Annotated in this window: 16 protein-coding genes and 1 tRNA gene; 4 read left to right on the forward strand and 13 right to left on the reverse strand. The window is 65.1% G+C overall.

Annotation, left to right across the window (positions count from 1 at the left end; translation table 11 throughout):
* Positions 1 to 46 precede the first annotated feature (46 nt).
* Entirely contained in the window at positions 47 to 580 is a 534-nt protein-coding gene (locus ACUXVE_RS17905) for a GspH/FimT family protein (protein ID WP_222390033.1), read from the forward strand.
* A gap of 61 nt (positions 581 to 641) precedes the next feature.
* Here ACUXVE_RS17905 and ACUXVE_RS17910 read toward each other — a convergent pair.
* The 11 genes from ACUXVE_RS17910 to grxD all read right to left on the reverse strand — a co-directional run bounded on the left by ACUXVE_RS17910 (position 642) and on the right by grxD (position 13,986).
* A tRNA-Asn gene (locus ACUXVE_RS17910) sits at positions 642 to 718 on the reverse strand.
* A gap of 56 nt (positions 719 to 774) precedes the next feature.
* Positions 775 to 1,215 carry a type IV pilin protein gene (locus tag ACUXVE_RS17915; protein WP_445514898.1) on the reverse strand — a complete coding sequence of 147 codons (441 nt, stop codon included), beginning with the start codon at positions 1,213 to 1,215 and terminating at the stop codon, positions 775 to 777.
* A complete protein-coding gene (locus ACUXVE_RS17920; protein ID WP_445514899.1) occupies positions 1,212 to 4,937 on the reverse strand; it encodes a pilus assembly protein in 3,726 nt (1,241 codons plus the stop codon). Before ACUXVE_RS17920 ends, ACUXVE_RS17915 begins: the two co-directional genes overlap by 4 nt.
* Before the next feature lie 10 nt (positions 4,938 to 4,947).
* Positions 4,948 to 5,481 (reverse strand): pilus assembly PilX family protein, encoded by a 534-nt coding sequence (locus tag ACUXVE_RS17925; RefSeq protein WP_164280331.1) that lies wholly within the window; start codon positions 5,479 to 5,481, stop codon positions 4,948 to 4,950.
* A gap of 2 nt (positions 5,482 to 5,483) precedes the next feature.
* On the reverse strand, positions 5,484 to 6,635 hold the full coding sequence (locus ACUXVE_RS17930; protein WP_105163801.1) for a PilW family protein: 1,152 nt from the start codon (positions 6,633 to 6,635) through the stop codon (positions 5,484 to 5,486).
* Positions 6,632 to 7,111, reverse strand: a complete 480-nt coding sequence (pilV, locus tag ACUXVE_RS17935; RefSeq protein WP_222390035.1) for a type IV pilus modification protein PilV — start codon at positions 7,109 to 7,111, stop codon at positions 6,632 to 6,634. Before pilV ends, ACUXVE_RS17930 begins: the two co-directional genes overlap by 4 nt.
* Positions 7,108 to 7,638, reverse strand: a complete 531-nt coding sequence (locus ACUXVE_RS17940; protein WP_222390991.1) for a GspH/FimT family pseudopilin — start codon at positions 7,636 to 7,638, stop codon at positions 7,108 to 7,110. The genes pilV and ACUXVE_RS17940 overlap by 4 nt, the downstream gene beginning before the upstream one ends.
* 172 nt (positions 7,639 to 7,810) lie before the next feature.
* A complete protein-coding gene (gene ppnN, locus ACUXVE_RS17945; RefSeq protein WP_222390036.1) occupies positions 7,811 to 9,199 on the reverse strand; it encodes a nucleotide 5'-monophosphate nucleosidase PpnN in 1,389 nt (462 codons plus the stop codon).
* 251 nt (positions 9,200 to 9,450) lie between these two features.
* Positions 9,451 to 12,645: a TonB-dependent receptor gene (locus ACUXVE_RS17950; RefSeq protein WP_222390992.1), complete on the reverse strand. Its 3,195-nt coding sequence runs from the start codon at positions 12,643 to 12,645 to the stop codon at positions 9,451 to 9,453.
* A gap of 226 nt (positions 12,646 to 12,871) precedes the next feature.
* Positions 12,872 to 13,669 carry an SDR family NAD(P)-dependent oxidoreductase gene (locus tag ACUXVE_RS17955; protein WP_445514900.1) on the reverse strand — a complete coding sequence of 266 codons (798 nt, stop codon included), beginning with the start codon at positions 13,667 to 13,669 and terminating at the stop codon, positions 12,872 to 12,874.
* Positions 13,666 to 13,986 (reverse strand): Grx4 family monothiol glutaredoxin, encoded by a 321-nt coding sequence (gene grxD, locus ACUXVE_RS17960; protein ID WP_025875264.1) that lies wholly within the window; start codon positions 13,984 to 13,986, stop codon positions 13,666 to 13,668. The genes ACUXVE_RS17955 and grxD overlap by 4 nt, the downstream gene beginning before the upstream one ends.
* A gap of 119 nt (positions 13,987 to 14,105) precedes the next feature.
* Here grxD and ACUXVE_RS17965 point away from each other — a divergent pair, with 119 nt between their 5' ends.
* On the forward strand, positions 14,106 to 14,684 hold the full coding sequence (locus ACUXVE_RS17965) for a superoxide dismutase (RefSeq protein WP_093817827.1): 579 nt from the start codon (positions 14,106 to 14,108) through the stop codon (positions 14,682 to 14,684).
* A 154-nt stretch (positions 14,685 to 14,838) separates the two neighbouring features.
* Here ACUXVE_RS17965 and ACUXVE_RS17970 read toward each other — a convergent pair whose 3' ends face one another.
* Positions 14,839 to 15,987 carry a 5-(carboxyamino)imidazole ribonucleotide synthase gene (locus ACUXVE_RS17970; protein ID WP_445514901.1) on the reverse strand — a complete coding sequence of 383 codons (1,149 nt, stop codon included), beginning with the start codon at positions 15,985 to 15,987 and terminating at the stop codon, positions 14,839 to 14,841.
* A complete protein-coding gene (gene purE / locus ACUXVE_RS17975; RefSeq protein WP_049466980.1) occupies positions 15,984 to 16,487 on the reverse strand; it encodes a 5-(carboxyamino)imidazole ribonucleotide mutase in 504 nt (167 codons plus the stop codon). The genes ACUXVE_RS17970 and purE overlap by 4 nt, the downstream gene beginning before the upstream one ends.
* A 58-nt stretch (positions 16,488 to 16,545) precedes the next feature.
* Here purE and ACUXVE_RS17980 point away from each other — a divergent pair, with 58 nt between their 5' ends.
* A complete protein-coding gene (locus ACUXVE_RS17980) occupies positions 16,546 to 16,815 on the forward strand; it encodes a Trm112 family protein (protein ID WP_025875269.1) in 270 nt (89 codons plus the stop codon).
* A complete protein-coding gene (nadC, locus tag ACUXVE_RS17985) occupies positions 16,812 to 17,663 on the forward strand; it encodes a carboxylating nicotinate-nucleotide diphosphorylase (RefSeq protein ID WP_093817825.1) in 852 nt (283 codons plus the stop codon). Before ACUXVE_RS17980 ends, nadC begins: the two co-directional genes overlap by 4 nt.
* The last annotated feature ends 17 nt before the right edge of the window (positions 17,664 to 17,680 follow it).

Here is a 17,680-nt window from a genome sequence, read left to right on the forward strand (position 1 = left end):
GGGTATCGAGGCGCAGGTTGGGACCTCCCCCACTGGAGCGCATCCCATGCCTTTCCCGCCCCCCTGCCACAGGCATCTTCCGGGCCTCACCCTTGTCGAGTTCGCCGCCGCCGTGGCGTTGCTGGCAATACTCGTCGCCATGGCATTGCCTGCGCTGGTACAGCCCTTGGAACGCAGCCGAGCGGACACAACTCGCATGCGGCTGGTATCGATGTTCAACACCGCCCGCGCCATGGCCATCACCCATCGCCGTGCGGTCACCGTTTGTCCAAGCCTCGATGGAACCGGCTGTGATGCCGACTGGGCCCGCGGCTGGTTGATCCTGGCGGACCGATCACCCAACGCGGCCGAAGAGGCAAGCCCGCGTCAGTTCATGGGCGGAACCAGATCTCCGCGGATACGCGTCGACAGCACTGAAGGCCGCAAGTACCTGCGATTCCAGGGCGACGGGCGTAGTGGCGGCAACACACTGACGGTAAGCATCTGCGTGGGAGCGGAGCTGCACAGCTCGGTGATCGTCAACAACGTCGGCCGTACCCGCTCGGCCCGCCAACGAAGCCGGGCCCCTTGCCCATTCTGAGCTGAGGCGGCGCTGACGCAGAAAAGCAGAAGCCGCGATTTCTCGCGGCTTCTGCAGGATCTGGCGCCCGAAGTTGGACTCGAACCAACGACCCCCTGATTAACAGTCAAGTGCTCTAACCGGCTGAGCTATTCGGGCGGGGAGGCGCATTCTAGATGCTCATCCGCGACGATGCAAGCCTCCGTTGAAACCACTCACCAGCAGGTCAGGCTACCGGAGTTGGCCGGGGTCTTCACGCCCGCCTGGTTGAGGGTCAGCGTGCCGCACTTGTCCTTGGCCTGGTTGCCCTGCGGCACTGCCGTAATGGTGTAGGCCGTGGCGGTCGGCACGATGGTTACCGCATACATCGTGGCCCCACCCTCACGGGGCGAATTTATCTTGGTGCTGTTGGTTTCACTGAAGGTGAACGAGGCGTAGCTGTTGTTCAGCGTGTGGTGACGCTCGGCGCGCTGCGCATACTCCACCATTTCCGCCTTTGCCGCTGCACGGCGCGACTTGCGCACGTGCTCGGAGTAGTTGGGATAGGCCACAGCGGCCAGGATGCCGACGACGATGACCACGATCATCAGTTCGATCAGGGTGAAGCCCTGGGCAGACGAGCGCAGCGAGCGAGGGGAAAAGGAGGGCTTGCTCACTGGATCTGTCTCCACGATTGGCGGCCGCACGGATAGGGAACGTAGAGCGTTTCATCGCCCTTGTTGATTGGCTGCACGCAGGCCGGGGTCGGCGGCGCGGGTGGATTTTCTCCCCCGGGCGTGCCCGGCACCATGTTCGGTGGCGTGTCACGCGACAACGCACCGGCCTTGATGTCACGCACCACACCGCCGCTGGCGCCGGTCGAATTGATTTTCAGCGCCGCCGTACCGGATGCCACCTGCACACCGTCCGGTGAATTGATCGTCGCACGGCCCAGCGCACCGCTGCCGGTCAATGCCTGCAGGCCGAACAACCAGTTGTTGCCCGATGAAGCGCAGCCTGTGCTTCCCACCATGGGCACATAGGTCGGCATGTAGACGATGCCATTGGAGAGGGTCGGGTTGCCGACGAAGCGTTCGCCGGCCGGCAGGTCGATGTACCAGCCGCGCGCATTGCTGGGTGGAGCCCCCTGCGACAGCATGCGCTGATCACCGGTGGTACTGACCGCACCTGATGTCAGGCTGGCGCGGGTCAGCGTGCCGGTGACCGGACCGTTCACCGTGTCATTGACTGCGTACAGGCTCTGCAACGAAGTATCGGTCGGATCACCGACGAAGGAGAAGCTGCCACTGCCGAAGTACAGCATCACGCCGCCGGTGGCACCATTGCCTGCGGTGATGCCGCCGGTGATCGGCTGGCGCAGGGTGCGACCACCTTCGGTGTAGGAGCGCGTAGTGAACAGCGGCGTGGTCAGGCCGCTGGAGGTATCACGCAGATCGAACTTCCAGACTGCGCCTTTCTGGTCGGTGCCGTAGACGGTATCGGAATAACCATCACGACGACGTTCGTTCTGCTTGCTGCCGCCCCAGCGGTCAACCACCACGATACTGCCCAGCCCATTGTTGCCCGCCGGGGCCGCCGCTTCCACCGCTTCGATCATGGTCACCCGCGGCGTACCGGTGCCGATGTCGACCATGAACAGCACCGCCTTCTGGTTGGCACTGTTGAAGCCATTGCCGAAGATCGCTTTCCACACCGGCGCGCCGTTCTCCAGCACCGGCACGATCACCGGCTTGCCCAGCACGTGACCGATGTTATTGCGCACAGCTAACGGCAGGCTGCTGTCCAGATCACTGATTTCCCACAACTTGCTGCCGGCACCAAAAGTGGTTCCCGCCGTCACGTCGAGCGCGAAAACGCTGCGTCCGCCTGCGCCGGCTGCGCCGACCAGGGTGGTATGCCAGTTGCGTCCATAGTAGCTATCGCCCACCGCGATCTGGCCATCGACGTAGTAGCGATGGTCGAATTTCTGATCGTTCAGATCGGTCGAGTTGTAGGGGAACAGCAGGTTGCCCATGTGCCCCAGCGCGGTGGCCGGGATATAAGCGAAGTCCTCACTACCACCACCGCCTAGAACCTCGCCCTTGGCGTTGATGCCACCATTGAAAGCATGCAGCATGCCATCGTTGGCCCCCACGTAGACCATGTACTTGGCCGACTTGGCCTTGCCATCCAGATACAGCCCGTAGCTGGTACCCAGGTCGCCGCTGAAGCGCCGGTAGCCGTAGTCGTCGATCGGCGCGCTGACCACCGGGCTGGAGGTCACGATGTCACCCAGCCGCGTGGTGCGATCGCGCAGCGCGCCACCGCTGCGCTTTTCGCCGCTGGTGTCGCCCAGCAGATAGTTCACCGCCGAAGCAGCGTTGGCACCCAGCTTCTCCAGCTCGGCCTTGTTGCAACGGGACATACCCGGATACAGCGTGGCGGGCTTGGTGCACAGGTCGTCCAGAGTGACGTTCGCACCGCTGAACTTGCTCGTAGCACCGTTCTTGGTGAAATACACAGAGCGCGACGTGGGCGCTGGCAGCTGTGCACTGGCCTCCCATATCGGCGTGGCGATCACGGCGCGCGTCTTCTGGTCCACCGACAGCGTGCTGGCCGTCAGGCGGCTGAACCAGTCGGTACCTTCATTGGCGATCTCATAGCTGGGAGCCACCGAGATCGAGCCGGCACCGATGCGCGCACCACTGGAGCCCACGCCGCCGGACGGCGAGGCGCCGCTGGTCACCGCTGACAGGACACGACGCATCGCGGTGGTGATTTCCTCCGGCGTCCGCGCATTGATGTACTCGCCACGGGTGTTGACCGCGGCGTGCCAGATATCATCGACGGTGCTGCGGTCATCGTCCTGACGGGCCGGCCAGTTGTTGTACACGGAGGCGTCGGTGTAGGCGTCCTGTTTCAGATCGGGATTGAACAGGTTGCCACGCGCGCCGAGGGTAACCCCGTAGAAATTCAGGTGCAGATTGGTCTGGCAGTCCAGTCGCTTGTCCGGGTTGCCGGCCTTGCACGCATTTACCACCGGAACCTGGCCCGCCAGCAGGTCCGCGCGCAACGGCGGTTGACCAGATCGGTTGTTGTAGTACTGGCTGACAATGTCGGCCATGGTGTTGGAGTTGCCATCACTGAACGGGGTGCCCATGCCGCCATCGGCGTTGCCGGCGGTGCTGGGTCCGCCCTGGTTGCTGAAGCCATCGGTGAACAGCATGACAGCGTTCTTCTGGCAGGCCAGCTGAACCGGCGCAGCCGAATCGATGCGGGTGAACTGCAGGGCCGCCGCATCGACGGCGAAACGGTTGGGCGTACCACCACTGGCGGTAAGCGCGATCATATCCGTGTACAGCGCCGCTTTGTCGTTGGGCACCGCCATGTCACGCATGGCTAGGCGCTTGTTGTTGTCAGTGCCACTGTTGTAACTGCTGTACTGATTGATACGGAAGTAACCCACGCGGAGATTATTGACGTCGGCCAAGGAGCGCGTCATGCCAGCGATCATCGCGCGGTTGCGGTTTCCATAGTACGAGTACCAGTTCGCAAAATTCTGCAGTGCTGCGGTGTTGCCCGGCTTGATCGTGTACTTCCACAGCGCACAGCCGCTGCCGCAAGCGTTGCTCACCTTTTTGCGATCAACCCCGGAGTACGCATTGGCCGCGCCGTCCAGCTGGGGATAGGGATCGCTGTCGGAGGTCCAGGGGGTGAAGAACGTAGCAGGCCAATACTGCATGTAGACAGTTGCCGCACCATTGTTCCAGGTGTAATCGTAGTTGAGGTTGTAGTTGCTGTTGCCATAGCGGAACGGCGTATTGGCGGGAATCACCATGCCGTTCTGCATGCGGAAACTGTTGCTGGCGGCCGTGGTGTAGTAGTTACCCGCCAGTGCAACGGTGTCGGTATTGCGGGGATCGATTTTCGTCGCATTCAATGCTGCGTTCGGGTACGGTGCGCCGGTACCATCAACCCATGGCCCGTAGTTCACCGCGGGATTGAAATAGGTCGGGTTGTACGCCGAAGAGCGCGCAAAACCCAGCGAATCAAGCGGCGGGATACCGTAGTAATTGTTGATCCTGGCGCCCGGCAGGACATAGAAGTAATCGCAGCTGCCAGAGGTGTTGATGTTGCCGTTGCGGTCGAAGAAGCTCTGCCGGTTGCTGTCCCAGCAACCTTCGCCGTCCTGGCCCGGGAACTGGGTCTGGAAGGTCATCGAGCCGGAATCGTCCACCGCCATGATGAAAGCCGGTGGCGTCTGCACCTGGTTGTTGAGCGGCGCCTGGGCCAGCACGCCCTGTGCCTGCGCGGCAGTCAGGTTGTAGGCGACCACAGCCAGACCGGCGACCACGACCGCCGATCCGACAGCCATCCATTGGGTTCTACGCGTAGCCATCGCCGCGTCCTCAGAGCTTGAAAATGGTATCGACCACCGACGACGAGGTCGGATTGGCCGGATCGTCGGCGGCGAAGGCCGTGATCTGGTAGGTGCCGGTCGCCTGATCGTCCGGTAATCCTTCGTCGATGGCATTTCCACCGGGACCACCACACTTGTCGATGCGACGCACGTTGACGCTGGGCACCGAGGCAACCGTCTGCTTCTGCGCCCAGGCGATCGCGTCGAACTGATCTTCACAGTCGTAGCTGATCGAGCTCGAGCTGATGAGGCTGCCCGACGGCAGGTCCTTGCGGTCAAGGATCGCTTCAGCTGCGCGCTCGGCGTTGCGGACCACCGCCTCGGAGTTCTGGAAGGATCGGTTGGCGGCGCGATAGTTGGAGGCCATCTTTTCCTGCATGCCCGCCACCTGCATGCCGGCGATGCCGATCAGAGCAAGCAGCAGGAGCATGATCAGTGCCACGTACAGCACCACGCCACGCTGCTGCTGCGGCAACTGTGGCGGGCGACGGCCTGGGTGGCGCACGGTCGGGATAGGGCGCATGGTCAGTTTCCGAACAGTCGATTGCGCAAGGCGATGCTCACTTCATAGGAAGTGCGGTAGCGCCCATCGGTGACACCGTCCTGGTCGTAGGTCATCCCCAGCACGCCCAGCTTGGCGGCGGCGTCCTTCGGCTTGGACGCCGATGCCGAAGACGGGCTGCGGGCGATCAGCCCTACCTGTACCTGGCCAACCCGTCGCCATTGATTGGCACCGGTCGCGTTGGCCTGGGTGGTAACTGCCGAGGCCGTATTGAGGGTGGTGATGTTGCCCACCGGCGGCGTCGAGGTGGAGATGTTGGTGGTGGTATCCAGGCCGAACAGTACCTGCATGTTCTCGATGCCTTCCACCAGCTCTTCGTTGATGGCGTAGGCGCCGGCCGAATTGGCCCGTGCACGGCGCAGACCGGGACCGCTGGCGCCATTGCCGATGTAGTAGACCAACGATTCAGCGCGATAGACCACCGTAGGCTCCGGCTGCGGCGCATAACGCGACAGATCCACGCCGGACGCGGTGATGGTGCCGGCGCTGGTGGTGCCGCCGAAGAAGTCAACCGACTCGCAGTTGGCCACGCCGAACAGCGTCGGTGACGCCACGCCGCCGCCGGTAAGGCGCTGCCAACGGGTCGCGTCCACAGTCAGTTTCGAGCCGGCCACGCCGAGTACCGGCACGCCTTCCGGGGCGAGAAAACGCAGCACCAGGATGTCGCTTCCTGGCATCGGTGCCGGATTGAGGCTGGCGATCGCCCCTGGCAGCCCAGTGGGCACGCTGCCCTTGCCCACCGCCAGCGTCGCCGTCGGCCCGGTATTGGGTGCTTCGTACCCCTGCACCGCCACACTGAAGTCCAACGGACTGCCGCTGCCGGTGGCGGCGCCGAGGTTGTAGTGCGGCTCCCCCAGCCCCAGCGTCATGTGCGCCTGGTCGTTGACGCAGCCGGTGTGGCCCGCCATGCGGATGTCCCGCTCGAGGAAGTCGAGTGCGAAGCGACCATTCTCCTGCGCGCGCGCCACGCCCTCGGACAGCCGCGACGCGGCCTGCGAGGCAATGAAGATCTGGATGACGCCCAGCATCAGCAGCAGGCCGATGACCATGGACACCATCAACTCGATCAGCGACAGGCCGGCCTGCCGGAACCGTGGGGACTGCGGAAGGGTCATAGCTGTGTCTGCAGGGCGAAGGTGGTCGGCGTATCCGGGCTCTTGGCGTTCCAGCGCTCATCGGCCCAGGTGATCGCCACGGTGGCCACACCGTTGTTGACGGTGACCGTAGCGGCGGCGTTGTCGCCCAGCGCCTTGACCACCTTGCACTGCCAGGCGGCCACGTTCTGCGCGATGGTGACCGCAGCGACCGGCCGGGCGCAGACGCCGGTGGCACTCCTGCTGCCTGCGGAGAAGGTTGCAGTGGAGTACCACGCGGCCTGGTAGCGGTTGCTGCGCATCTGCTCGGTCAGGTCGTACGCCAGGTTGGTCGCCTGGGTGCGGTAGTTGGAGCTCTGCACGTAGCGCACGTTCATGGTCTGCAGCAGGGCGAAGCCCAGCAGGCCGAAGGCCAGCACGACCATCGCGATCAGCACTTCCAGCAGGCTGAAGCCACCTTGGTGGCGCCGGGCATTGAACGGGGAACGGTTCTTCATGGACAGGGTCCCTTGCTGCTGCTGGCCTGGCCGGAGGCGTTGATGGTGACCGTGCTCATCAATGGGTTCTTGCCGCATTTCTCCGGCCGCAGGGTAATGGCCTGGTCGCCGGCGGCGCGGCGGCGGCCACGGGCGTCGAAGGCGATCAATGCCTGTGGGCCGGTCGCGACCATGCCGGGGCTGACCTGGGTGAAGCGCAGGACGGTCTCACCCGTGTCGAACTGGCCGTTACCCGAGGTCGCACTGTTGCTGGAGGCGTCACTGAAAGCCAGCATGCCAGCCGACCAGTTGCCATCGCAGCTGGTTCCGTTGCTGCTGCCACAGACACCACCGCCCCGGTTGTTGCGCACCGCGTCGCTTCGCGCCAAATTGACCAGTCCGATCACTTCGTTGTGGCCAGCGGCGACCCGGTTGGAGCGGATCAGGCCCTGGAAGGCAGGAAATGCCGTGGTCACCAGAATTGCCAGCACGGCAATGGTGACCACCAACTCGACCAGCGTGAAGCCATTGGACCGGCGAAAGAACATTGGACGCTCCCCAGCGTGTTGGTGGCCACGATGGCGCACCGGCCTGCCGCCGGCAAGCGGCGGCAGGATGAACGGTCAGATCCGGGCGACGGGCGTCAAACACTTGACATCCCGCCCTCCCCCACCGGTCCGGCACGGTCCCCGCCGCGCCATCCAGCCACCCTCGCCTCGCTTACGCCAGCACCTGGTAGCAGGGCTGGTATTCGCCGGATATCTTCATACGGCGCTGCTCGACGAAGGCACGCAGCAGCGCGTCAAGGGCCTGCATCATGTCGGGGTCGCCATGGATCTGGAACGGCCCGAACTCCTCGATGCGGCGCATGCCGTCTTCCTTCACGTTGCCGGCCACGATGCCCGAGAAGGCCCGACGCAGGTCGGCTGCCAGGGCGTGCGGCGCACGCCCGTGGTGCAGGTCCAGCGCCGCCATCGCTTCGTGGGTCGGCACGAACGGCTGCTGGTATTCCCACGGAATCTCGATGGACCAGTTGAAGAAGAACGAATCCTTCTGCGCCAGGCGATGCTCGCGCACGCGCTTGATGCCGGCCGACATCTTCCTGGCCACCGCCACCGGGTCGCCGATGACGATTTCGTAGCGCTCGGCCGCGGCGTCGCCCAGGGTCAGGCGGATGAAGCGGTCGATCTGCTCGAAATACGGCGCGGCCACGGTCGGGCCGGTCAGGATCAGCGGGAACGGCAGGTCCTTGTTCTCCTCGCGCAGCAGGATGCCGAGCAGGTACAGGATCTCTTCGGCGGTACCCACGCCACCGGCGAACACGATGATGCCGTGGCCGATGCGGACGAAGGCCTCGAGGCGCTTCTCGATGTCCGGCATGATCACCAGGTGGTTGACGATCGGGTTCGGCGACTCGGCGGCGATGATGCCCGGCTCGGTCAGGCCGATGTAGCGCGTCACGGTCCGGCGCTGCTTGGCGTGGGCGATGGTGGCGCCCTTCATCGGGCCCTTCATCGCGCCCGGGCCACAGCCGGTGCAGATGTCCAGGCCACGCAGGCCCAGCTCGTAACCGACCTGCTTGGTATACAGGTACTCGTCGCGCGAAATCGAGTGGCCGCCCCAGCAGACCACCAGGTTCGGATCACCCGGGTTGAGGATGCGCGCATTGCGCAGCAGCCCGAACACCGCATTGGTGATGCCCTCGGACGACTCCAGCTCGGCCGCGTAGGCCGGGCCCATCTCGATGGCCATGTACGCCAGGTCACGGACCACCGCGAACAGCAGCTCGGCCACGCCGCGGATGATCTCGCCATCGACGAACGCCATCGCCGGCGCATTGGCCAGGTCGATGCGCACGCCGCGATCCTGCTGTGCGACCTGGATGTCGAAATCGGGGTAAAGATCGCGCGCGGCGCGCGGATCATCGGAGGCACTGCCACTGGTCAGCACGGCCAGCGCGCAGCGGCGCAGCAGCTCGTGCATGCCACCACTGGAGGCGTCGCGCAGGCGCGCAACCTCGGCCCGCGACAGCACATCCAGGCCACCACGCGGGTAGATCCGCGCGTCCTGCACCGGCAGCGTCCGCGCTGCCTTTTCATTCGTTGTCATATCCACTTTTCTGCTTCCTTTAAGGTGTCCGACTGTACTGCCGCCCCCTTAAAAAGCAAAACGGCCGGGAAGCCCGACCGTTGGATAGGTGCGTCCCGCGTTCGCCGCTCCGGGACCGCTTCGGCGGCATCTGCGCCGCGCACGTGTCTGGATGCTACGCCGATGCACAACCTCCCGCAAGGACTTTCGCCTGAACGGAAAACGGCCGGGTTTCCCCGGCCGTTTCCGTATACAGCAACTACGTCAGTTCATCAGAACTGGTAGCGGAAGCCCAGCTGCAGCGACCACTGCGACACACCCACGTCGAAGCCATCGGCGTCGGCGTTGGCAACGGTCGGGGTATCCGCACCGCGGTAGTTGTACACGTACTTGCCCTGGTACATGCCCTGCAGGGTGGCAACGCGGCTGTCGGCGAAGAAGCCGTAGTCGTAGATGTTGCCCCACTTCTTGTTCAGCATGTTGCCGACGTTCTGCACGTCCAGCCAGATCTCCGACTTGTGGCCCTTCATGAAGCCCGGCAGCTGCTGGCTGATGCGGATATCGAAGGTATTGATCCAGCCACTACGGAAGCCGTTGGCCGGGGCTGCGCTGCCGGCGTACTTGGCCAGGTCCGGATTGGCGGCCAGCCAGGTGAAGAAATCCTTCTCCATCTGCGCGTTGGCAGTGAACTGGCCATTGGCAGCCAGGTTACCGAACAACACGTCGCCCGGGCCCTTCGGCACGTAGAACAGGTCGTTGGCCGAACGGCCATCGCCATTGGCGTCGTTGGCGTAGACGTAGCTGTACGGACGGCCGCTGCGGCCTTCGTACACCAGGCCGATCTTGGTCTCGTAGTCACCGAAGAACTTGTGCTTCCAGTTCAGCGAGCCCGACAGGCGATCGCGGATCTGGTAGCGCGAGGTGTTCTCGACCGGGCTGTTGGCGTCGAAGGCGTACTGGTAGTTCCAGCCCGAACTGGCGGTGGAGCTGGTCAGCGAGCCGACTTCGGTGGCATCGGTGTAGGTGTAGCCGATGTTCCAGGACCAGTCGCTGGTGTCGCTCCACGGCTTGGACAGCGACGCGGTGAACTGCGAGGTACGGCCCTTGTCGGTGTTGTTGATCAGGTAGACGTTGTTGTACGCAGTATTGCGCTGCACGCGCGCGTCGCCGTTGGCCCACGCACCGACCTTGTTCTGCGCGTAGTACATGTCACGACCATCCGGCCCCTGGTACTGCACCGGGCCCAGGTTCAGGTTCTGGTAGAACAGGCCGTCCTTGACCTTGGTGACCAGCAGTTCGGCCGAAGCCACGATGCCGTACCACGGGGTTTCATGGTCGAAGGCCAGGTTGGCCTTGTAGATCGACGGCAGCTTGAAGTCGTTGCCGACGAAGTTGACGTTCTGCTGGGTCGAGCCCGGGCCGGTCGGCACCGGCTGGCTGTCCTTGTCGCCGTTGAACTTCAGACCAGCGTTGTAGGCGTTGGAGCGCAGGCTGTAGACGGTGGTGTTGAAGCCGGTCGCCGAGTAGCTGTTGCTCAGCCACACCTGCGGGGAATCGCCCTGGAACAGGCCGACGCCACCGCGCAGCTGGGTCGGGCGCTCGGTGTCGAAGGTGTAGTTGAAGCCGAAGCGCGGCTGCACCAGGAACTTGCTTTCGAAGACCTTGCTGTTGTTGTAGCCGAAGAAGCTCGACGCAGCAGCGTTGTAGGTCGGGTTCGGGCTGGTGTCCGGACGGTCAGCGCGCAGACCCAGGGTCAGGGTCAGGTTGCTGTTGACGTACCAGGTGTCCTGCACGAACAGGGCCAAGTTGCTGTACTTGTAATCAGCTGCGATCGAACCCGGGGTACGCTCCGGAGCGTAATCGTAGGTGCTCCAGCGGCCGGCAGCAAAATTGTCCAGACCGTAGAAGGTGTAGGCGCCCCACGAGTTGGCGCCGTAGTAGTTGTAGATGTCGTTGGTGTCGTACGACGCACCGAACTTGACGTCATGGTTACCCAGGGTCAGGGTACCCGCACCGTAGTAGTTCCACGCCTTGGTGGTCAGGATGTTGTCCTGCGAGTTGACTTCGGTACCGAGGTACAGCGAGTCACCCGACGGCGCAGCCGTGGTGCCATCGAAATAGATGCGCACGCTCGGAGCGTTGGTATTGACCGCGCGGATCGCCGAGAACTCGCGGTACGACGCCTTGAACTCGGTGGAGAAGGTGTCGGTCCAGTCGCTGAACAGCTGGGCGACGTAGCTCTCGTTGGTCTTGTTGTGCTGGTACCAGTACGAGTTCAGCGACGCCGAGCTCGTGGTCATGCCGTTGATGCGCAGCTTGCTCTGGTCGATCTTGCTGTAGCGGATGTTGGCGCGGTGGTTGTCGCTGATGTTCCAGTCCAGCTTCAGCGCGTACTCTTCCATCGAGGTGTCGCCGTTGCTTTCGATGCCACCGGCGTCGATGCCGTAGCCCTGCGCGATCTGCTGCGCACGGGTCACGTCAGCCAGGTTGAACTGGCCATTGGCCTTGCCCAGCGGGGTGGTTGCCAGGTCGGCACCGGGAGCGGACTGCTCGAACTTTTCGTAGTTGGCGAAGAAGAACAGCTTGTCCTTGACGATCGGACCACCGACGGTCATGCCGTAGGTCTTTTCCTTGGTGAAGCCATTGAACGGCTGGCCTTCCGGGTTGTCGCCGAACCAGTCACCGTCACGGTAGGTGCCGTACACCGAACCGTGGAATTCATTGGTACCCGACTTGGTCACCGCGTTGACGGTGGCGCCGGCGGCAGCAGCGATGCTGACGTCGTAGTTGGACAGGTTGATGTCCAGTGCTTCGATGGCTTCCATGGCGACCGGCTGGCGGCGGGTCGGCATGTTGTTGCCTTCCAGGCCGAAGGTATCGCTGGCCGAGACGCCGTCGATGCTGATCGAGTTGAAGCGCGGGTTCTGGCCGCCGGCCGAGATCGAGCCCGAAGCGCGATCGATGAAGGTCACGCGCGGATCCAGACGCATCAGATCCTGGATGTTGCCGCCGATGGACGGCGCAACTTCGATCTGCTGCTGGCTGATGTTGGTGCCCGAACCCATCTTGGTGGCGCTGAACACTTCCGAGCCGCCGCCGACAGCGGTGACCTGCACGGTGTCCAGGTTGGTCGCGGCGAGGTCACCGGCCAGGGTGGCGTTGATGGTGCCGGTCTGGTTCACGCCCAGGTAGACGCCATCTTCGGTCTTGGTGCCTTCACCCGGCTTGGTGATGGTGATCGAGTACGGACCACCCACGCGCAGGCCGCGCGCGTTGTAACGACCCGCCGCATCGGTGGTGGCACGCGAAACGGTGCCCGACTCGGTGTGGGTAATGGTGACTTCAGCACCGGCGACGGGCTGGCCGGCGCGGGACACGACCTGGCCGCCGACACCGGCAGAGGTGCTCTGGGCGAAGGCGGGAGCGGCGGCGAGCGCAGCCACGAGACCAAGGGTAAGCTTGGACATCCGGAGTGGGTGGGTCATTTTTCGGTAGCCTCGATGCGAGTTGGGCGATGGCGGAAAAAAGCGCATCCAAGCAGCCTTGCGGGTGGCTGACTGGACATTTATCTGGGGTTCCCTACCGTGAACGGCAGCTGCCGCAACGGTTAACACTAGATTAACACGCTACGCCTTGAATGTGACGGTTGTGCGACAAACGGCACCGGATCGCAACGCTATCGTGACGGAACCTTCATTCCGCTTTACGAACGCCTTCACCCGCCGATGTCGGATTGCCCGCATCGAGCACCTGCCCACGCCATGCCAGCCCAGCGGCGGACAAGAGGGTTACGGCCGCTGCAGCAGCAGCCTCCGGACCACATGCGGCCGGGTCCTGGTCGATCGAATAGGCCCGCGCACGCAGGGCGGTACGCAAGGGGCCGGGATACAGGCCACTGACCCGCACCGGGCTGCGGGCCAGCTCGTCATGCAGGCTGCCGATCAGCCCGCGCAGGCCGTGCTGGGCGGCACCGTAGCCGCCCCAGTACGCCTGCCCCACCCGCTCAGGGGCATCGACGGTGAACACCAGTGCCGCATCTTCACGCTGGCGCAGCAACGGCAGGCAAGCCTGGGCCAGCCAGGCCGGAGCGGTCAGGGTGACGTGCACGGCGCGGGCGAAGCTGGCCGGGTCGGCCAGCTCGAACGGGGTCAGGCCGGGAAAATGCGCTGCACAGACCAGCAGGCCATCAAGGCGCCCCAGCTCCTGCGCCACCGCCTGGGCCAGTTCGGCATAATCGTCGGGACCGGCACCTTCCAGGTCCAACGGGTACAGCAGGGGCCCTGGCCCAACCGCCTGTACCTGGGCGTAGACCCGGTCCAGCCTTCGTGGCTTGCGCCCCAGCAGGACCACGGTCGCCCCCGCCTCAGCGGCTGCAACAGCGGCAGCGCTGCCGAGCCCGCCGCCCGCACCGGCAATGAGCACCACACGGTCCTGCAACGGGCGGCCATCGAGCGCCCCGTCTGCCGGTGACGTCGATGGCCAGGCGCTCATCCCTGTGCGGCCTCTTCGACGATGCGCTTGAGCTCGCCGGCTTCGAACAGTTCCATGACGATGTCGCAGCCGCCGATCAACTCACCGTTGATGAACAACTGCGGGAAGGTGGGCAGATTGGAGAAGCGCGGCAGGTTGGCGCGGATCTCCGGCTCTTCCAGCACATTGACCGTGCGCAATGCGACGGCGCCTGCGGCCATCAGCGCCTGCACGGCGCGGCTGGAATAGCCGCACATGGGGTATTGCGGGGTGCCCTTCATGAACAGCACGAGCGGGTAACGATCCACCTCGGCCTGGATTTGCTGCATTACCGCCACACCTCACTCCTTGCTTCGCCGGACGAACCAACCGCGATGGTCGGCTAGACTGCCCACGGTAGCCGCCATTGTAAGCCGATGGTACCGGCTGCCGCCGCCCCCTGGCCACGAACCTGTCCATGCCCCTCGAACTGCCCGCCCTGCCCTACCTGCCATCGTCCCTGCAGCCGCACCTGTCGGCGCAGACCGTGGAACTGCATCATGGTCGCCACCATCGCGCCTACATCGAGGCGGTCAATGCCGCCATTGTCGGCACCGAATGGGAAGAAGCCACGCTGGAGGACATCGTCCGCCACGCCCAGGGCGCGCTGTTCGACGCCGCCGCACAGGCCTGGAACCACGGTTTCTACTGGCAGTGCCTGCGCCCGCGCGGCGGTGGCGAGCCGCAGGGCCGCCTGGGCGAGCTGGTCAAGCGCCAGTTCGGCGACGGCCAGCGCCTGCGCGAGGAGTTCAATCGAACCGCGCTTGGCCTGTTCGGCTCCGGCTGGGTGTGGCTGGTGCAGCACCCCGGCGGGCAGCTCGGCCTGCAGGCCACCCGCAATGCGGGTACGCCGCTGACCGGCGACAGCACGCCATTGCTGTGTTGCGATGTGTGGGAGCACGCGTATTACACCGACTACCAGAATGATCGTGCGCGTTATCTGCTGGCATTCTGGCAACTGGTGAACTGGGAGTTCGCCGAGAGCCAGCTGCGCTGAGGCCGACGGGCATCCGCATCCGCCGGGCATGGCCCGGCGCTACCGGCATCACGCCTGGCCGTGGTGGATGCTCATCCTGGTGGGCGTCGCCGGCCAGCGGCCGGCACTACCGGGTTCAGCGGCGCCTGCCGGCCGACGGTCGGCATCACCTTGGTCAACCGTTACGCAGCGCGTGCACCGCGGGGGCCACCTGGGCCTGGCGGTCGAGCTCCAGGCCTACCTGCTCCAGCGCATCGGCCAGTGCATCGGCATCATCATCGCGCAGGGTGGCGTGACCCACCTTGCGGCCGTCACGCGATTCCTTGCCGTAATCGTGCCAATGGCCACTGGCCTGCTGCAGCACCGGCGTCGGGTCAGGCATCGCCCCCAGCCAGTTCAGCATGCAGGCATGGCCGAGCATGCGGGTACTGCCCAGCGGCAGGCCGAGCACCGCACGCAGGTGGTTCTCGAACTGGGAGGTTTCGCTGCCTTCGATGGTCCAGTGACCGGAGTTGTGCACGCGCGGCGCCATCTCGTTGGCCAGCAGTTCACCGTCGCGGCAGAACAGTTCCAGCGCGAACACACCCACGTACTGCAGGTGTTCGGCAACACGACGGGCATAGCTGATCGCTGCTTCGTGCTCGGCAGCGGACAGCACCGCCGGAGCCACGCTGGCCGACAGCACGCCGTCGACATGCCAGTTGCCGGTGACCGGCCAAGCCTGGAAGCTGCCATCGCGGCCGCGCACGGCAACCACGCTGACTTCGCGCTGGAAGGCGACAAAGCCCTCGAGGATCAGCCCGGTGCGCTCGACCTGCGCGCCCAGGGCCTGCCATGCCGCATCGATGTCCGCTTCGCTGCGCAGGCGGAACTGACCCTTGCCGTCGTAGCCCAGGCGGCGGGTCTTGAGGATGCACGGCAGGCCGAATTCGGCGGCCTTGGCAGCCAGCTCGTCGCGGCTGCGGATATTGGCGAAGGCCGGCAGCGGGATGCCCAGCTGCTGGAACAGGGTCTTCTCGCTCAACCGGTCCTGGGCCACGGCCAGCGCCGACGGCGGCGGATAGACCGGCACGCGGTCGGCCAGCCATTGCGCGCTGTCAGCCGGCACGTTCTCGAAATCAAAGGTGATCACGTCGACCCTGGCAGCGAAATCCGCCAGTGCCTGGCGATCATCGAAGGCGCCGACGGTGAGCGGCGCCAGCGGGCCGCTGCAGGCGTCGGCCGCCGGATCATACAGTTCGAAGCGCAGTCCCAGCGGCGCACCGGCCAGGACCATCATGCGGGCGAGCTGACCGCCGCCGAGGATGCCGACGGTCAGGCTCATTGGCGCGGATCGTCGTGGGCCATCACGTCTTCGGTCTGGCGCGCGCGGAAGCTGTCCAGCGCCTGGCCGATGGCCGGCTGGTCGCTGGCCAGCATCGCGGCGGCGAACAGTGCGGCATTGGACGCGCCGGCATTGCCGATGGCGAAGGTGGCGACCGGGATGCCGGCCGGCATCTGCACGATCGACAGCAGCGAATCCATGCCGTTGAGGGCCTTGGACTGCACCGGCACGCCCAGCACCGGCACTGCGGTCTTGGCCGCGATCATCCCCGGCAGATGCGCGGCACCGCCGGCGCCGGCAATGATCGCGCGCAGCCCGCGCGAAGCCGCCTGCTCGGCATAACTGAACAACACATCCGGCGTCCGATGGGCGGACACCACCTTCACTTCGAACGGAACGCCCAGAGCTTCAAGCTTCTGGGCGGCGTGCTGCATGGTTTCCCAGTCGGAGCGGGAACCCATGACGATGCCGACAAGCGGCGCGATCGGGTTGGGGGTCATTGGCCGTCACCTGCCTTAAAGACGTATTCTAGCCATCTTCCACGCAAGACGAAGAACCATGGATCGCAAGCTGCTCGACCTGCTGGTGTCGCCCGACACCCGCCAGCCCCTGTCCCTGCTGGATGGCAAGGGCCTGGAAGCCCTCAACCGGGCGATCGCCGCCGGTTCCGTCAACCGCGCCGATGGCAACCCGCTGGCGCAGCCGCTGCGCGAAGCCCTGGTCACCCGCGACCGCAAGCAGGTGTTCCGCGTCGACGACGGCATCCCGGTGCTGCTGGCCGAAGAAGCCATCCCGACCGCACAGATCGCCGACTTCCCGGCCGCATGAGCGCGCTGCCGACGCCGGATCCAGCCGTCGTCGCGGCCGATGTCGCCCGCGCGTTGGCCGAGGACCTGGGCAGCGGTGACGTCACCGCCGCCCTGCTGCCCGACCAGCCCGACAGCGCCTACCTGCTGTGCAAACAGGATGCGGTGATCGCGGGCCGCCCGTGGTTCGACGCCACCCATCGCGCACTCGATGCGGACGTGCAGATCGAGTGGCGGGTGGCCGAAGGCGACAGCGTCAGCGCCGGCACCGTGCTGGCCCTGCTGCATGGGCGCAGCCGCAGCCTGGTCAGCGCCGAACGCACCTCGCTGAATTTCCTGCAGACCCTGTCCGGCACCGCCACCACCACGGCCCGCTATGTGGCTGCGGTGGCAGGCACGGGCACACGCATCCTTGATACCCGCAAGACCCTGCCCGGCCTGCGCCTGGCCCAGAAATACGCGGTGCGGTGCGGTGGTGGCGACAACCACCGCTTCGGCCTGTACGACACGGTGATGCTGAAGGAGAACCACATCCGCGCGGCCGGTTCACTGGCTGCCGCTGTCTCGGCCGCCCGCCAGCAATGGCCACAGCTGCCGCTGGTGGTCGAGGTCGAGGACCTGGAACAGCTGCGGCAAGCGCTGGAAGCTGGCTGTGAACGCATCCTGCTGGACGACTTCAGCCCGGAACTGCGGCGCGAAGCGGTGCGCATCACCGAAGGCCGCATTCCACTGGAGGTGTCCGGCAGCGTCGGCCTCGGTGGCCTGCGCTCGATCGCCGAAGATGGCGTGGACTGCATTTCCATCGGCGGCTTGACCAAGCACGTGCAGGCAATCGACCTGTCGTTGAAACTGGGTCCGCCACCGGGTTGAGGGTGGATTGGCGGATC

The organism is Stenotrophomonas sp. 3(2025), from assembly GCF_052665395.1.

Excerpts from the sequence above, each read along its gene's own strand:
- ACUXVE_RS17905 (WP_222390033.1), top strand. The coding sequence starts at position 47 with ATGCCTTTCCCGCCCCCCTGCCACAGGCATCTTCCGGGCCTCACCCTT.
- ACUXVE_RS17920 (WP_445514899.1), bottom strand. The coding sequence starts at position 4,937 with ATGGCTACGCGTAGAACCCAATGGATGGCTGTCGGATCGGCGGTCGTG.
- ACUXVE_RS17925 (WP_164280331.1), bottom strand. The coding sequence starts at position 5,481 with ATGCGCCCTATCCCGACCGTGCGCCACCCAGGCCGTCGCCCGCCACAG.
- ACUXVE_RS17930 (WP_105163801.1), bottom strand. The coding sequence starts at position 6,635 with ATGACCCTTCCGCAGTCCCCACGGTTCCGGCAGGCCGGCCTGTCGCTG.
- pilV (WP_222390035.1), bottom strand. The coding sequence starts at position 7,111 with ATGAAGAACCGTTCCCCGTTCAATGCCCGGCGCCACCAAGGTGGCTTC.
- ACUXVE_RS17940 (WP_222390991.1), bottom strand. The coding sequence starts at position 7,638 with ATGTTCTTTCGCCGGTCCAATGGCTTCACGCTGGTCGAGTTGGTGGTC.
- ppnN (WP_222390036.1), bottom strand. The coding sequence starts at position 9,199 with ATGACAACGAATGAAAAGGCAGCGCGGACGCTGCCGGTGCAGGACGCG.
- ACUXVE_RS17950 (WP_222390992.1), bottom strand. The coding sequence starts at position 12,645 with ATGTCCAAGCTTACCCTTGGTCTCGTGGCTGCGCTCGCCGCCGCTCCC.
- ACUXVE_RS17955 (WP_445514900.1), bottom strand. The coding sequence starts at position 13,669 with ATGAGCGCCTGGCCATCGACGTCACCGGCAGACGGGGCGCTCGATGGC.
- ACUXVE_RS17965 (WP_093817827.1), top strand. The coding sequence starts at position 14,106 with ATGCCCCTCGAACTGCCCGCCCTGCCCTACCTGCCATCGTCCCTGCAG.
- ACUXVE_RS17970 (WP_445514901.1), bottom strand. The coding sequence starts at position 15,987 with ATGAGCCTGACCGTCGGCATCCTCGGCGGCGGTCAGCTCGCCCGCATG.
- purE (WP_049466980.1), bottom strand. The coding sequence starts at position 16,487 with ATGACCCCCAACCCGATCGCGCCGCTTGTCGGCATCGTCATGGGTTCC.
- ACUXVE_RS17980 (WP_025875269.1), top strand. The coding sequence starts at position 16,546 with ATGGATCGCAAGCTGCTCGACCTGCTGGTGTCGCCCGACACCCGCCAG.
- nadC (WP_093817825.1), top strand. The coding sequence starts at position 16,812 with ATGAGCGCGCTGCCGACGCCGGATCCAGCCGTCGTCGCGGCCGATGTC.